This window comes from Parafrankia sp. BMG5.11, from assembly GCF_004337455.1.
Window position 1 is genome coordinate 23,321 of record NZ_SJXI01000167.1, and the last position, 16,384, is coordinate 39,704.

Here is a 16,384-nt window from a genome sequence, read left to right on the forward strand (position 1 = left end):
GTTCTCGTCGTCGGATGGTTCGGTCGTCGGTCGTCGGGCGGCCGGGGGCGGGCCGGGTCAGCCGAGCGGATCCAGCCAGGCGCGCACCGCCTCGGCGGTCGTCTCCGAGTGCTCCTCCAGCACCGAGAAGTGATTGCCGGGGACGTCGACCGCGTCGTGCGGCAGGGGCCAGTACGCACGCCAGTCCCGGCGCGGGGCGGAACCGGCAGGGCCGGTGGCGTCGTCGTCGGGATCGGGCAGCATTCCGGGCAGTGGTTCGGTGGTGCGCAGCAGCAGCGTCGGCGTCGCGACGGAACGTGGTTGCCACGGCCCGAACACCTCCAGATAGCCGCCCATGGCTGTCAGGTTGGTGTCGTTGAGCGAGAGGTCGAACTGCCCGGAGCGGGCGAGCATCCCGCGGATCAGGGACGGCAGCCACCACTCCATGCCCGGGGTCGCGGCGGCGTCCGTCGGATAGGTGTCGACCATGACGAGCCCCGCCGGGCGAAGGCCCCGATCCTCCAGGCCGGCCGTCACCGCGTGCGCCACGCAGCCGCCGAGGGAGCGGCCGACCACGGCGAACGGCTCCCCGTCGACCTCGGCCACCACCGCGTCGACCAGCAGGTCCACGAACGTGTCCAGCGCGTCGGGCAGCAGGGTGCCGTCGGTGAAGCCCGGTGCGGGCACGACGAAGACGTCACGGGTGCCCTGGAAGGAGCGGCCGAAGCGCAGGTACTCGTGCGGTCCGGACAGCGCGCTCAGCGAGGGCAGGCAGACGAGACCGGGACGGGCCGGTCCCCGCGCGAGCCGGACCGGCGCGCCGGCGTGCGAGGCGCGCTCGTCACGGCCGAAGCGTTCGCGGACCGACGACGCCGCGACCAGCACCGCCGCCGCCTGGTTCGTTCGGTCCGCCGCGCACAGCCCGAGGTACACCTCGGCGAGCGCGCTGGGTCGGGCGTCCCCCGTCGGTGTCGGCGCCGGCGTCCCGGCGGTGCGGACCGCGGCGCCGTCGGCAGCCACCGCGCCGGACCTGGGATCGGGGACGGCCGCCGCCCCGTCCGCGGTGGGAGGTGCGGGAGCTCCGAACACCGATGTGCCGCCGGCCCGCGCGCCGGCCGCGCTCTCGTCGAGCCGGCGGCCGAGGGCCTCGGCCAGGGCCCGCGGCGTGGGATGGTGGATGACGGCGGCGCCGGGCAGCGTCAGCCCGGTGATCGCGCTCAGCCGGTCGCGCAGTTCCAGCCCGGTCAGCGAGTCCAGGCCCAGCTCGGTGAACGCAAGGTCGGGTTCGACGTCCTCGGGGGTGTCGTGCCCGAGGGCGGCGGCTGTCTCGCCGACCACGAGCTCCAGCAGCAGCGGCTCTCGGTCCGGCCCCGCCACCGCGGCCAGCCGGGCCCTCCACACCTCGACGTCGGTGACGGTACCGTCACCGACGTCGTCCCCGGCGTCGCCGGACCCGGACGCCAGGGGCGGGCCGCCGACGGCGGGCGCGGACCGGACGGCTGTGCCCGCCAGCCAGAAGTGCCGCCGCTGGAACGCATAGGTGGGCAGGTCGAGCGTGCGCGGTCGTGGCCCGAGCGGGGCGTCGGCGGCCGGGCCCGCGACCGTGAGCGCGTCGAACAGGGCCGGCCAGTCCACGGCGACCCCGTGCGCGTACAGGCGGCCGACGCCGCCCAGCAGGGTCGCCGTCTCCGGCCGGTCCCGGCGCAGCGCCGGAGCCAGCACCACCTCCCGGGCGCCTGTGTCCGCGGCGGAGTCCGGTCGCGGGGACAGCGCGGCGTGCGCCATCCCGGTGAGGACGCCGTCCGGGCCCACCTCGAGGAAGCGGGTGACCCCGGCGGCACGCAGCCGGGTCAGGACCGCCCCGAACCGGACCGTTCGGCGCACGTGGTCCGCCCAGTAGCGCGCCGACGTCAGCTCCCCGGGGCCCGCCAGCTCCCCGGTCAGGTCGGAGACGACCGGCACCGAGGGCTCGGAGAGAACGATCTTGTCTGCGATCCGGTGGAACTCCTCGATCATGCCGTCGAGACGATGCGAGTGGAACGCGTGGCTGACCCGCAGCCGGCGGGTCCGTCGACCCCGGTCCGCGAACACCGCGGCCAACGCGAGGGCGGGCGCCTCGTCTCCGGAGAGCACGACGGCGTCCGGGCCGTTGACGGCGGCGATGCCCACGCCCGCCCCGGCGCCCGACCCGCCCACGTCCTCACCGGCGCCCGGCAGGTCGGCGAGTGCCGCGAGGACCTCGTCCTCGCTCGCCTCGACCGCGACCATCGCCCCGCCGGGCGGGCAGGCCTGCATCAGCCGGCCCCGTGCCGCCACCAGCGCCGCGGCGTCGGGCAGGGTCAGCACCCCGGCGGCGTGCGCGGCGGCGATCCCGCCGATCGAGTGCCCGGCGACGAAGTCGGGCCGCAGCCCCCAGCTCTCCAGCAGGCGGAAGAGGGCGACTTCCACCGCGAACAGCCCGGCCTGGGTGTACACGGTCTGGTCCAGCAGACCGGCCGGCCCGGTCGCCGACCCGGCGTCGGCGTCCACCCGGTCGGGATGACCGGCGCCGAACACGACCTCGGCGAGCGGCTTCGGCGCGGTCCCCTCGTGGTGGTCCGCCAACTGGCGGTCGAGCTCCGCGGCGGCCTCGTCGAACGCCCGCGCGAAAACCGTCGACCACGAGTGCAGCTCGCGCCCCATGCCGACCCGCTGGCTGCCCTGCCCGGTGAACAGGAACGCGAGGCGCCCCCCGGGCCCGACGGCCGGCCCGGCGTCGGTCGGGCCCCGGCGTGCGAGGCCCCGCGCCACGGCCGTGGTCGCGCGGCCCTCGGCCAGCGCGTCCAGAGCGGCCAGGTAGCCGTCGCGGTCAGCGGCCACCACGACCGCCCGGTGGGCCAGCCGGGCGCGGGTGGTCACCAGTGAGTACCCGACGTCGAGCGGGTCGGCGTCCACGCCGGTCCGCAGCCACGCGGCGAGGGCCCGTGCCTGGGCGGGCAGCGCCCGCGCCGTCGAGGCGGAGATCACCCAGGGCAGTGCCGGTGGCCGCCGCGCGGGTCGGGCGTCCTCGCCCGGCACGCCCGAACCCGTCGCCGTGGCGGCGGGGGGGTTCTCGGGGGCCTGCTCCAGGATCAGGTGGGCGTTCGTGCCACTCACGCCGAACGACGACACCCCGGCCCGGCGCGGAGCACCTGTGCGCGGCCACGGCCGGGCCTCGGTGAGCAGGCGGACGTCGCCGTCGCCCCAGTCGACGTGCGGCGTCGGGGTGTCGACGTGCAGGGTCTTCGGCAGCACCCCGGCGCGGATGGCCATCACCGTCTTGATCACACCCGCCACCCCGGAGGCCGCGGCGGTGTGCGCGATGTTCGACTTGAGCGCCCCCAGCCACAACGGCCGGTCGGCGGGCCTGTCCCGGCCGTACACCGCCTGCACGGCGCCCGCCTCGATCGGGTCACCCAGCGTAGTGCCGGTGCCGTGCGCCTCCACCAGGTCGACGTCGGACGGGGCGAGACGCGCCGCCGCCAGCGCCGCGCGGATCACCCGCTGCTGCGCGGGCCCGTTGGGCGCGGTCAGGCCGTTGGACGCGCCGTCGGAGTTGACCGCCGAGCCACGCACGACGGCCAGCACCCGGTGGCCGAGCCGTTGGGCGTCGGAGAGCCGCTCGATCGCGACCAGCCCGACGCCCTCCGACCAGCCGGTGCCGTCCGCCGCGCCGGCGAACGCCTTGCAGCGTCCGTCCGTGGCCAGCCCGCGCTGGCGGGAGAACTCCACGAAACCGGTGGGGGTGGCCATCACTGTCACCCCGCCGGCCAGCGCCAGGTCACATTCGCGCCCGCGCAGAGCCTGCCCGGCCAGGTGCAGCGCGACCAGGGACGAGGAGCAGGCGGTGTCGACGGTGACCGCCGGGCCCTCGAAGCCGAAGGTGTAGGCGATCCGGCCGGACGCGACGCTGCCGAGGTTGCCGACGGCGACGTGGCCCTCCAGCTCGGCGGGGATCTCGCCGATGCCGATCAGGTAGTCCTGGTTCGCCAGCCCCGCGAACACCGCGGTCGCGCTCCCGCGCAGCGACGTCGGGTCGACACCGGCCCGTTCCAGCACCTCCCAGGCGGTCTCCAGGAGCAGGCGCTGCTGCGGGTCGGTGGCCAGCGCCTCGCGCGGGGAGATCCCGAAGAACGCCGCGTCGAACTCGCCGGCGTCGTGGAGGAACCCCCCGCTGCGCGTGTACGAGGTGCCCGGCCGGTCCGGGTCCGGGTCGTAGAGCGCCTCCACGTCCCAGCCGCGGTTCGTCGGCCACGGCCCCACCGCGTCGCGGCCCTGCTCGACCAGCTCCCACAGGTCCTCCGGGGAGTGAACCCCGCCGGGGAAACGGCAGGCCATGGCGATGATCGCGAGTGGTTCACGGGCACGCGCCTCGAGGCTGTGGACCCGCCTGCGTGCGGCCTGCGCGTCGCCGAGCGCCCGGCGCAGGTACTCCCGCAGCTTGTCGTCGTCTGGCATCAGGCGTGTCCTTCGGCGTCGTCCATCAGGGCGAACAGCTCCTCGTCGGTGGCGGCGGCCAGGTCGATCGTGTCGAGGTGCGCCCGGCTCGCCGCTTCGCCGGCTCCGGCCGCGGCGGTGCCGACGGACCGCTCGCCGTCCAGGTCGACCGGGCCCGTCTCGACGCCGTCGGCCCACGACGCGGCCAGCGTGCGCAGGCGGGCCAGCACCCGCACCCGGTCCGCCCCGGACGTGAGCCGGGGCAGCGCGGCCTCGAGCAGGTCGAGGCTGGCCGCGGCGGAGAGCCCGGACCCCGCACGACGCGAGCCGTTCCCGCCGGTGCGGTCCGCGGCGGGAATGACGCCGTCGGCGCCATGGGCGCCATGGGCGGTGTGGGCGGGGTCGGGGCCGGCGGTCAGGTCGCCCAGAGCGGCAAGCCGGTCCGCCAGCCGGTCGGCGAGCTCCGCCGCGATCGCCGCCGGTGTCGGGAAGTCGAAGACCAGCGTCGCCGGCAGGGTCAGGCCCGTGACCGCGTTCAGCCGGTTGCGCAGGTCGACGGCGGTGAGCGACTCGAAGCCCAGCTCCTTGAAGGCCCGGTCGGCGCCCACCGTCTCCGGGTCGTGCCCCAGCACCGTCGCGGCCTGCGTCCGGACCAGTGTCAGCAGCAGCTCCCCGCGCTCGGCCTCCTCGACGCCGGCCAGCCAGGTCAGCAATCCGTTCCCGCCGGCCGCGGCGCCGCCCTCCTGCGCTGTCAGGCCCAGCGCGTCCAGGCCGTCCACCGCGTAGCCGACGACCAGTGCGCCGCCGCCGTCGAGCCAGTAGCGGCGTCGCTGGAAGGGGTAGGTGGGCAGGTCCACCGGGCGGGCGTCCGTCCCGGGAACCAGCGGCGACCAGTCGACGGGCACCCCGCGGGTGGCCAGCCTGGAGAGCGAGACGGCGAAGCGGTCCAGGCCGCCGTGCTGGCGGCGCAGCGTCTCGGTCACGACCGTCGCCGGCCCGCCGAGGGCGTCCAGGGTCTCGGCCAGCGCCACTCCCAGCACCGGATGGGGGCTGACCTCGACGAAGACCGTGTGGCCCTGCTCGGCCAGCGCGCGGATCGCCGGTTCGAACAGCACCGTCTGGCGCAGGTTGCGGAACCAGTGCGCGGCGTCCATGGTCGTGGTGTCGAGCCAGTCGGCGGTCACCGTTGACAGCAGCGGCACCTCACCGGCGCGCGGGGTGATCTCGGCGAGCCCGCCGAGGACGGCGTCCCGGAGGTCGTCGATCACCGGGGAGTGGCCGGCCACGACCGCGCCCCGCAGCCGGCGCACCCGCACGCCCTCCTCGGCCAGCTCGGCGAGCAGCTCGTCGAGCGGCTCCTCGTCGCCGGTCACCACCACCGCGGCGGGCCCGTTGACGGTGGCCACGGACAGCCGGCCGGCCCGGGTCTCCAGCCGGCGGGTGATCTCCGCGAGCGGCAGCGCGACGGAGGCCATGGCACCCCGACCGGTCAGGCCCACCAGCAGCCGGCTGCGCAGGGTGACGATGCGCGCGGCGTCCGACAGCGACAGCGCTCCCGCCACGGTCGCCGCGGTGACCTCGCCCTGGCTGTGACCGACCACCGCGTCGGGCCGTACGCCGAACGAGCGCCACAGCTCGGCCAGGGCGACCATCACCGCCCACAGCGCGGGCTGGGCCACGTCCGGCCGGTCGAAGGAGGGAACGTCGGCCGAGCCGGCCGTCGCGCCGCGCAGGACGTCGGGCAGGGACCAGTCGACGAACGGGGCCAGCGCCCGCGCACACTCGTCGATCGCCGCCGCGAACACGGGGGAGTCGGCCAGCAGCCGCTCGGCCATCCCCACCCACTGGGCCCCGTGGCCGGGGAAGACGAACACCACTCTCGGTGTCACGTCCGCGACGCCGAGGACCGCGTGGTCGGCCGGTTCGCCGGCGGCCACGGCGTCCAGCCCTGCCAGCAGCTCGCCGGTCCCGGTGCCCACCACCGCCGCGACGTGCTCGAACCGGGTGCGGGTCCGCAGCAGCGCGGCCGCGACGTCGGAGGGCCGTTGCTCGGAGGGTCGCTGCTCGGACGGCGATGCCGGACCGGCGGCGGGCCGGTCGGTCAGCGCGACGCGCAACCGGGCGGCCTGGGCCCGCAGGGCCGCCGGTGACCGCGCCGAGAGCACCCACGGCACGACCGCGGACGCAGCCGGCCCGCCCCGGTCGGGCTCGGCGGGTGCCTGCTCGATGATGACGTGGGCGTTCGTCCCGCTGACCCCGAACGACGAGACGCCGGCCCGCCGGGGACGGTCGAGGGCCGGCCACGGCTGTTCGGAGACCAGCAGCCGGACCTCGCCGCTGGACCAGTCCACATGCGGATTGGGGGTGTCGACGTGCAGGGTGCGCGGCAGCCGGCCGTGCCGGATCGCCTCGACCATCTTGATGATCCCGGCGACGCCGGCCGCGGCCTGGGTGTGCGCGATGTTCGACTTGAGCGAGCCGAGCCACAGCGGCCGGTCGGCGGGGCGGTCCCGTCCGTAGGTGGCCAGCAGTGCGCTCGCCTCGATCGGGTCGCCGAGCTTCGTGCCGGTGCCGTGCGCCTCCACCGCGTCGACGTCGCCCGGGCCCAGCCCGGCGCCGGCCAGGGCGGTGCGGATCACCCGCTGCTGCGCCTGCCCGTTGGGCGCGGTCAGCCCGTTGGACGCGCCGTCGGAGTTGACCGCCGAGCCGCGCACGACGGCGAGGACCCGGTGTCCGAGCCGGCGCGCGTCGGAGAGCCGCTCGAGGGCGAGCAGCCCCACGCCCTCCGACCAGCCCGTGCCGTCGGCCGCCTCGTCGAACGCGCGGCAGCGGCCGTCGGGGGACAGCGCGCGCTGTCGGGAGATCGCCACCATGCCGGCCGGCGACGCCATCACCGCCACCCCGCCGGCCAGCGCCAGGTCGGCCTCGCCCGAGCGCAGCGCCTGCGCGGCCAGGTGCAGGGCGACCAGTGACGACGAGCAGGCGGTGTCCACCGTGACGGTCGGGCCCTCGAGCCCGAGGGTGTAGGCGATGCGCCCGGACGCGACGCTCGCCGCGCTGCCGTTGTGGATGTAGCCCTCGAGCTCCGCGGGGATCTCCCGCAGCCGCATCGCGTAGTCGTTGTACATGACGCCGGTGAAGACCCCGGTGGCGCTGCCGCGCAGGGTGGTCGGGTCGATGCCGGCCCGTTCGAGGGCCTCCCAGGCGGTTTCCAGCAGCAGGCGCTGCTGCGGGTCGGTGGCCAGCGCCTCGCGCGGGGAGATCCCGAAGAACTCGGCGTCGAAGTCGGCGGCGTCGTAGAGGAACCCGCCGTGCCGGGTCGAGGACTTGCCCGGCTGGTCCGGGTCGGGGTCGTAGAGCCCGTCGACGTCCCAGCCGCGGTTGTCGGGCCAGGCGCCCACCGCGTCGCGGCCGTCGGCGACCAGTTCCCACAGCTGCTCGGGCGTTGTCACCCCGCCGGGGAACCGGCAGGCCATCCCGATGATCACGATCGGGTCGTCGGTGGTCCCGGCGCCGGAGGCATACCCCGATCGGGCGGTGTGGCCCGCCGCCGGAGAGGTCCGTCCGGTCGCCTCGTCGCCGTCCGTGCCGATGATCTCGGCCAGCAGGTGCGCGGCGAGTGCCGCCGGGCTCGGGAAGTCGAACACCACCGTCGCCGGCAGGCGGAGCCCGGTTGCCTCGGCCACCCGGTTGCGCAGGTCGACCGAGGTCAGCGAGTCGAACCCGAGGTCCTTGAAAGCCCGGTTCGGGTCGACGCCTCCGGGCCCGGTGCGGCCGAGCACGGTGGCCGCCTCAGTGCCGACGAGCTGGGTGACCGCGCCCAGCCGCTCGTCGACCGGCAGGGCGCGCAGCCGCGCGGCGAGTCCCGTCGCCGCGGTCGCCGGACGGCCGGTGGCCGCGGTCCCGCCCGGGCCTCCCGCCGCGGCGGCGCGCCGCCTTGGCGGGATCAGCCCGCGCAGCAGGGCCGGGATCCGCCCGTCCCGCGCGGCCAGGTCGAGCGGGACCGCCACCAGCAGCGGGTGCGTCAGCCGGCGGGCCTCGTCGAACAGCGCGAGGCCCTCGGTCGTGGCGAGGGGGCGGACCGCGGCGCGGGCGAAGCGGGCGAGATCGGCCTGGCCCAGGTGGGCGGTGAGCTCACTGCTGTCGGCCCACAGGCCCCAGGCGAGGGACTGCGCGGGCAGCCCGCGGGCCTGGCGGTGGGCGGCGAGTGCGTCCAGGAAGGCGTTCGCCGCCGCGTAGTTGGCCTGGCCGGCGTTGCCGAAGGTGGCGCTGGCCGAGGAGAACAGCACGAACGCGGCCAGGTCCAGCCCGCGGGTCAGCTCGTGCAGGTGCCAGGCCGCGTCCACCTTCGGGCGCAGCACCGGCCCGAGGCGCCCGGGCGTGAGCGAGGCGAGCGCTCCGTCGTCGAGGGCGCCCGCGGCGTGCACCACCCCGGTCAGCGGATGCTCGGCCGGGATCGCGGCCAGGACGCCCGCGAGCGCCGCCCGGTCGGTCACGTCGGCCGCCGCCACCGTCACGTGCGCGCCGAGCTCGGTCAGTCCGGCGACCTGCTCGGCGCCCGGGGTCGCGCTGCCCCGCCGTCCGACCAGGAGCAGGTGGCGCACGCCGTGGTCGGTCACCAGATGCCGCGCCACCAGCACACCCAGCCGGCCGAGACCGCCGGTGATCAGCACCGTGCCCTCCGGTCGGAACGTGCTGAGAGGTCCTGCCGTGCCGACGGGTCCTGCCGTGCCGACGGGTCCTGCCGTGCCGACGGGTCCGGCGGTGCTGACGGGTCCGGACGTGCTGTCCGCTCCGCGCACCGGGGCGGGGGGTGCGGCAGGGGCTGTCACCCGGACCAGTCGCGGTACCCGGGCGTGCCCGCCCCGCAGCGCGACCTGGGGTTCGCCGGTGGCGGCGGCCGTGGCGAGCACGCCCGGCAGCGCGGCGCCCGAGGCGGGTTCGCCGTCGACGTCCACGAGCAGGAACCGGTCGGGATGCTCCGACTGGGCGGTGCGCAACAGGCCCCAGACGACCGAAGCGGCCAGGTCCGGGGCCTCGCCCGCCGCGGCGGCCACCGCCCCGCGGGTGAGGACGACGAGACGGGCGCCGTCGAGGTCGCGCCGTCCCAGCCACTCCTGTACCCAGCCCAGGGCCTGCCCGGCCAGGGCGTGGGCACCGGCCACCGGCGACGCCGGGTCGCTCCCGGGACCGGGGGAGGCGGCGGCCGGTGACGGCACCGAGAGCAGCACCAGGTCGGGGAGGTCCCCGAGCTCCGCCGGATCGGTCCCCTCCCGGTCCGGCGGACCACCCAGCCGGGCGAGGTCGGGCGCCACCGTGGTGGCGTGTCCGGCCGCGCGCAGCCCGGCCGCGACCGCGAACGGGTCGTCGCCCAGGATCGCCACCGTGGCCCGCACCTCGTCGTGGGACGCCGCGGTGGGCAGCTCGATCCAGTCCACCCCGAACAGGGCGTCCCGCGGCGTGCCCGAGGTTCCGGCCGAACCCACGCCCGCCTCCACGGCGCGCAGCTGGTCGGCGGAGATCCGGCGGGCCACCACCGAGTCGATCGACGCGACCGGGGCTCCGGAACCGTCGAGGGCGCGCACCGAGATCGCGTCGCGTCCGGTGGCGACGAGCCGCACCCGCAGGCTGGACGCACCGGAGGCGTGCAGCCGGACCCCCGTCCAGGCGAACGGGAGCGCCGCGCCGCGGTCACCCCTGTCCGGCTGGGGGTCCGGCCCGGTCAGCAGCGCCGAGCCGTGCAGGGCCGCGTCGAGCAGCGCCGGGTGCGCCCCGAACGCCGCCGCCTCGCCGTGGTCGCCCTCGGGCAGCGCGATCTCGGCGAACAGCTCCCCGCCGAGTCCGTCCGGCCCGCGCCGCCACGCCGCCCGGAGCCCGGCGAAGACGGGGCCGTACTCCAGACCGGACTCGGCGAGCCGGTCGTAGAGGTCCGTCACGTCCACCGGCCGCGCGTCCCGCGGAGGCCAGGTGTCGTGCTGCCAGCGCTCCCCGCCCGGCACGGTGTCCGAGCGACGCAGTGTCCCCCTGGCGTGGCGGGTCCAGCCGCCCTCCGCCTCGGGGCCGTCCAGCGGGCGGGCGAACACCTGCACCGCTCGTTGTCGCCCGCCGTCCGTCACCCGGTCGTCCGTCACCCCGCCGTCCGCGACCCCGCCGCCGGACTCCGCGGCGGGGTCCTCGCCCTCCGGGCCCCCGACGACGACCTGAACCGTCACCGCCCCGTCGGCGGGCAGTGCCAGCGGGGCTTCGAGGACCAGCTCGTCCAGGACGTCCAGGCCGACCTCGTCGCCGGCCCGGATCGCCAGCTCCACGAACGCCGTGCCGGGTACCAGCACCACGCCGCGCACCGCGTGGTCGACGAGCCACGGCTGGTCACGTACCGAGAGCGTCCCGGTGAGCAGCAGGCCGTCGCCGTCGGCCAGGGCCACGACCGCGCCGAGCAGCGGATGCGCCGCGCCGGTCAGGCCCAGCGCACGCGGATCGGTGCCCACGGCCGGCGGTGTCAACCAGAAGCGTTCCCGCTGGAACGGGTAGGTGGGAAGGTCGACGCGGTGCGCGGTGACGCCGGCGAACGCCGGGGCCCAGTCCACCGTCACCCCGGAGACGTGCACCGTCGCCAGCCCCCGCAGGAACTGCTCGACGCCGTCGCCGTCGCGGCGCAGCGATCCGGTGACCACCCCGGACAGCGCCCGGCCCTCGATCGTCTCCGTGATCGCCGTCGTCAGCACCGGATGCGGGCTGACCTCGACGAACACGGTGTGGTCGGACGCGAGCAGCGTCTGGACGGCCGGTTCGAACAGCACCGTCCGGCGCAGGTTGGTGTACCAGTACTCGGCGTCCATCGTCGCCGGGTCCAGCCAGTCGCCGGTGACCGTGGACGCCAGCGGCACGTCACCGGCCCGCGGCCGGATCGAGGCCAGTGCGCCGAGCACCTGCGCGCGGATGCCCTCCACCTGCGCCGAGTGCGAGGCGTAGTCCACCGGGATGCGGCGCACCCGCACCTCGTCGGCCCGGCAGGCCGCGGCGAGCTCGTCCAGCGCGGCGGGCTCGCCCGAGACCACGACCGCCCCCGGGCCGTTGACCGCGGCCAGCGACAGCCGTGTTCCCCAGCCGGCCAGGCGGGTCTCGACCTCGGCGGGCGTCGCCGCCACCGAGAGCATGCCGCCGGCCCCGGACAGCGCCGCGATGGCCCTGCCGCGCAGCGCCACCACCGCCGCGCCGTCCTCCAGCGAGAGTGCTCCGGCGACGCAGGCGGCGGCGATCTCCCCCTGGCTGTGCCCGACGACGGCGTCCGGATGCACCCCGTGGGCCTGCCACAGCGCGGCCAGCGACACCATCACCGCCCACAGCGCCGGCTGTACGACGTCGACCCGTTCCAGCGAGGGGGCCCCCTCGGCGCCGGCGAGCACGTCGGTCAGCGACCAGTCGACGTGCGGGGCCAGCGCCCGCTCGCAGGCCGCGATCCGCTCGGCGAACACCGGCGCCGAGGACAGCAGGTCGCCGGCCATGCCGACCCACTGCGACCCCTGACCCGGGAACACGAAGACCACCTGGTGGTCGGAACCCCCGGCCGTCGTCGGGCCGGCCCCCGGTGCCCGGGGCCGGCGGACGAGCGCGGGATGGGGTTCGTCGTGGGCCAGGGCGGCCAGGCCGGCCAGCAGTTCGGCCCGCCCGGTGGCGACGAGCACCGCGCGTTCCTCCAGCGCCGAGCGGCTGGTCGCCAGTGCGTGCCCGATCAGCGCGGGCGCCGGTTCGTCGCGGCCACCGACGAACCGGGCGAGGTTGTCGGCCTGCGCGCGCAGCGCGGCGGGCGTGCGGGCGGACAGCACCCAGGGAACGGGAAGAGCCGGGCCGGTCCCGGCCCGGGGATCGGGCGACGGCCCGTCCGACGCCTCGTCCGACGCCTCGGCCTGTTCCAGCAGGACGTGGGCGTTGGTGCCACTCACCCCGAACGAGCTCACCCCGGCCCGGCGCGGACGTCCCGTGCGAGGCCAGGTCCGTTCCTCGGTGAGCAGCCGCACCGCGCCGGCCGACCAGTCCACCTGGGAGGTGGGCGCGTCGACGTGCAGCGTCCGCGGCAGCACGCCGTGGCGGATCGCCAGCACCGTCTTGATGACCCCGGCGACGCCCGCCGCGGCCTGCGTGTGGGCGATGTTCGACTTGACCGAGCCCAGCCACAGCGGTTGTTCGGCGGGCCGGTCCTGGCCGTAGACGGCGAGCAGCGCCTGGGCCTCGATGGGGTCGCCGAGCCGGGTCCCCGTCCCGTGCGCCTCGACCGCGTCGACCTCGTCGGGGGAGATCCGGGCGTCGGCGAGCGCCGCCCGGATCACCCGTTGCTGGGAGGGCCCGTTCGGGGCGGTGAGCCCGTTCGAGGCACCGTCGGAGTTCACCGCGGAACCCCGCACGACGGCCAGCACCGGATGGCCCAGGCGGCGGGCGTCGCGCAGGCGCTCGAGCAGGAGCAGGCCCACGCCCTCGGACCAGCCGACGCCGTCCGCCGCGTCGGCGAAGGCCTTGCAGCGGCCGTCCACCGACAGCCCGCGCTGGCGGGCGAACTCGACGAACACCGCCGGTGAGGTCATCACCGTCACCCCGCCGGCCAGTGCCAGCGTGCTCTCGCCACTGCGCAGCGACCGTGCGGCCAGGTGCAGCGCGACCAGGGACGACGAGCAGGCGGTGTCCAGGGTCACCGCCGGGCCCTCGAACCCGAAGGAGTAGGACACCCGGCCGGAGAGCACGCTGGCGGCGCTGCCGATGCCGAGGTAGCCGGCCACCTCCCGCGGCGCGTGGGAGAGGAACTCGGTGTATCCGGAGCCGTTCGTGCCGACGAACACCCCGGTGGCGCTGCCGCGCAGCCCGGCGGGGTCGACCCCGGCGCGTTCGAACGCCTCCCACGCCGTCTCCAGCACCAGCCGGTGCTGCGGGTCGGTGGCCAGCGCCTCCCGCGGCGAGATCCCGAAGAAGTCCGCGTCGAACATCCCCGGGTCGTCCAGGAAGGCACCTCGACGGGTGTACGAGGTGCCGTGGTGGTCCGGGTCGGGGTGGTACAGACCGTCGAGGTCCCAGCCGCGGTCGGCGGGGAGGTCGCCGACCGCGTCGGTACCGTCGGCCACGAGGCGCCACAGATCCTCCGGGGAGGCGACGCCCCCCGGGAACCGGCAGGCCATCCCGATGATCGCGATCGGTTCGCGGCCGGCCTCGTCGGCGTCGCGCAGCCGGCCGCGGGTCTCGTGCAGTTCGGCGGTCACCCGCTTCAGCAGGCGCCGGATCTGGTCGTCGCTCATGAGATCCCGAGCTCCTTGCCGATGAAGTCGATGAGTTCGTCGTCGGAGGCGTCGGCGAGCTCCGCCGCGCCCGGGTTCCCCGGCTCGGAGCGGCTCCACGCGGCCGCCAGCGCCGCGATCCGCTCGCCCGCCCGGCGGTGCTCGTCTCCGCCCGCCGGCAGGCGGGAGAGCCGGGCCTCCAGTCGGTCGAGGTCCGCCAGGACCGTGGTGTTCGCCGTGTCCGTGGTGCTCGCCGCGCCCGCGGCGTCCGCCTGTGCCACGAGGTGCTCGCCCAGGTGGTCGGCCAGGACCCGTGGGGTCGGATAGTCGAAGATCAGGCTGGCTGGCAGCCGCAGCCCACTCGCCGCGTTCAGCCGGTTGCGCAGCTCCACCGCGGTGAGCGAGTCGAACCCCTGCTCGCGGAAGCCGCGCGCGGTGTCCACCGCGTCGGGTGTCGCATGTCCCTGCACGGCCGCGACCTCGGTGCGGACCAGGCGGAGCAGGATGCGCCGGCGTTCCGCCGCGTTCGCCTCGGACAGGCTCCGGACCAGCGCCGCACCGGGCGCCTCCCCGGCGGTACCCGGCGCACCGCCGGCGCCGGGCGTACCGCCCGAGCCGGCACCGGCCTCCCGGACCTGGACGAGTTCGTCGAGCAGCCGGTACGGCCGGGCGCGGCGGATGGTGGGCCAGTCGGCGTCGACCACGACGAGCTGTGTCTCCTCCTGTTCGAGGATCCGCTCCAACGCGGCGACGCAGACCTGGGGATCCATCGGCGCGAAACCGTGCCGCCGCCCCTGGCTGGCCAGCCTCGGCTCGGCGATCCCGTCGCCGGCCCAGTGGCCCCAGGCGATCGAGGTGGCGGGCAGTCCCGCGGCGTGCCGATGCGCGGCCAGCGCGTCCAGGTAGGCGTTGCCGGGGGCGTAGTTACCCTGCCCGGCTATGCCGACGAGGCCCGCCACCGAGGAGAACAGCACGAAGGCCTCGAGCGCCACGCCGGCGGTGAGCTCGTGCAGGTGTCGCGCCCCGCCGACCTTGACGCGCAGCACCCGGTCCTGCTGGGCGGGCGTCAGGTTCGCCAGCAGGGCGTCGTCGAGCACCGCCGCCGTGTGCACCACCGCGCTCAGCGGGAGGTCGTCGGGGATGGTGGCGAGGACCCCGGCCAGGGCGGCCCGGTCGGCGACGTCGCACGCCGCGAAACTCACCCGTGCCCCCAGCTCGCCGAGCCGCGTGGCCAGCGCCGCGGCCCCCGGCGCGTCCGCACCGCGCCGGCTGACCAGCAGCAGGTGGCGCACGCCGCGGCGGGCCAGCCAGCCGGCGACATGGCCGGCCAGGGCACCCGTCCCGCCGGTGACGAGCACCGTGCCCGTCTCGGTGCCAGGCTGCCAACCCCGCGTCGCGGCCGCGGATTCGGTCCTCGGCTGGGCGGGGATCCGCGGGGCCCGCACCAGCCGCCGGGCGAGCAGCCCGGATCCGCGCACGGCGAGCTCCGACTCGCCCGGCGACTCCCCGCCGCCGTGCAGCGCTGCGACGAGCCGCGCCGCGACGGCGTCACCGGCCGTCTCGGGCACGTCGACCAGGCCGCCCCAGCGGCCCGGGTGCTCGGCGGCGACGATTGTGCCGAGACCCCAGACCAGCGCGCCGTCCGGGTCGGCCACCGGATCGCCCGACCCGGTCGACACCGCGCCGCGGGTGACGCACCACAACGGCGCGTCCACCTCGGCCTCGCCCAGGGCCTGGACGAGCGCGGTCGTGGCGCCCAGACCCCACAGCAGTGAGCCGTGGTCGGGATGTGTCGCGCCGCGGGTCAGGGCGAGCAGCGAGAGCACCCCGCTGAGCGGGCCGAGCGGGGACGGCCCGCCGGACACCGCTGTTCGCAGCAGGTCGGTGAGACGACCGCGTTCCGCCGCGCTCCGGTCGACCTCGACCAGCGTGGTGTCGGCACCGCGGGCGCGCAGCTCCGCGAGTACCGCGTCGAGCCAGGCGGGGCGATGCCGGTCGAGGTCCGCGCCGGCGGGCACGGCCACCAGCCACCGGCCGCTCGCCGTGTCCGCCGCGGCGAGGGAACGGTTCGCCGGCCGGGCACCCTGGTCGCTCGCGAGCGGGCGCCACACCGACCGGTACCGCCAGGAGTCGGCGGTCGCGGTGGTCTTGTGGTTCGTCCACCAGGTGGCGAGGTCCGGCAGGACGGCCTCCAGCGCCGCGGCCCGTTCGGGCGCATCGAGACCCAGTTCGTCGGTGAGGCCGGTCAGGTCGCCGCGTTCGACGGCCGCCCAGAAGGTTCCGCTGTCACCCGCCGGGCCATCCGCGGCCGCGCCGGCGTCCGCGGCGGTCGTCGGTGTGCTCACCCAGTACCGCTGCCGTTGGAAGGGGTAGGTGGGCAGGGCCACCGGCGGCGCGGGGAACGCGGCGTCAGCCGTGGGCGTCGCCTCGCCCGTGTCGGCACCGGAGGCGGCGTCCGCGTCGGCGGCGGTCGTTTCGGCGGGCGCCGGGTGAAGGTTCCAGTCGACCGGGTGGCCGTGGGCGTGCAGGGTGGCCAGCGCGGTCGCGAAGGTCGTGGTGCCGGAGCGGTCCCGGCGCAGGAGCGGGATCACCACCGGGGCGGCGGCCGTGCGCTCCTCGTCGGGGTCGGTTCCCGCGCCGTCCCGGGGGCCGTCCGGATGGCCCGCACCGAGTTGTTCGAGGGTTTCGGT

Annotated in this window: 2 protein-coding genes and 1 pseudogene; all 3 read right to left on the reverse strand. The window is 76.5% G+C overall.

The genetic code is table 11. The features are described 5' to 3' along the window. Window positions 1-57: 57 nt before the first annotated feature. Window positions 58-4,458, reverse strand: coding sequence for a type I polyketide synthase (locus E0504_RS53915; protein WP_373694021.1), 4,401 nt, complete (start codon window positions 4,456-4,458; stop codon window positions 58-60). Beyond that, a complete protein-coding gene (locus E0504_RS53250; protein WP_373694022.1) occupies window positions 4,455-14,540 on the reverse strand; it encodes a type I polyketide synthase in 10,086 nt (3,361 codons plus the stop codon). The genes E0504_RS53915 and E0504_RS53250 overlap by 4 nt, the downstream gene beginning before the upstream one ends. Further along, window positions 14,537-16,288, reverse strand: a pseudogene (locus E0504_RS48745) (SDR family NAD(P)-dependent oxidoreductase); the annotation flags it as partial. The pseudogene E0504_RS48745 and the gene E0504_RS53250, both read right to left, overlap by 4 nt. Between the last annotated feature and the right edge of the window lie 96 nt (window positions 16,289-16,384).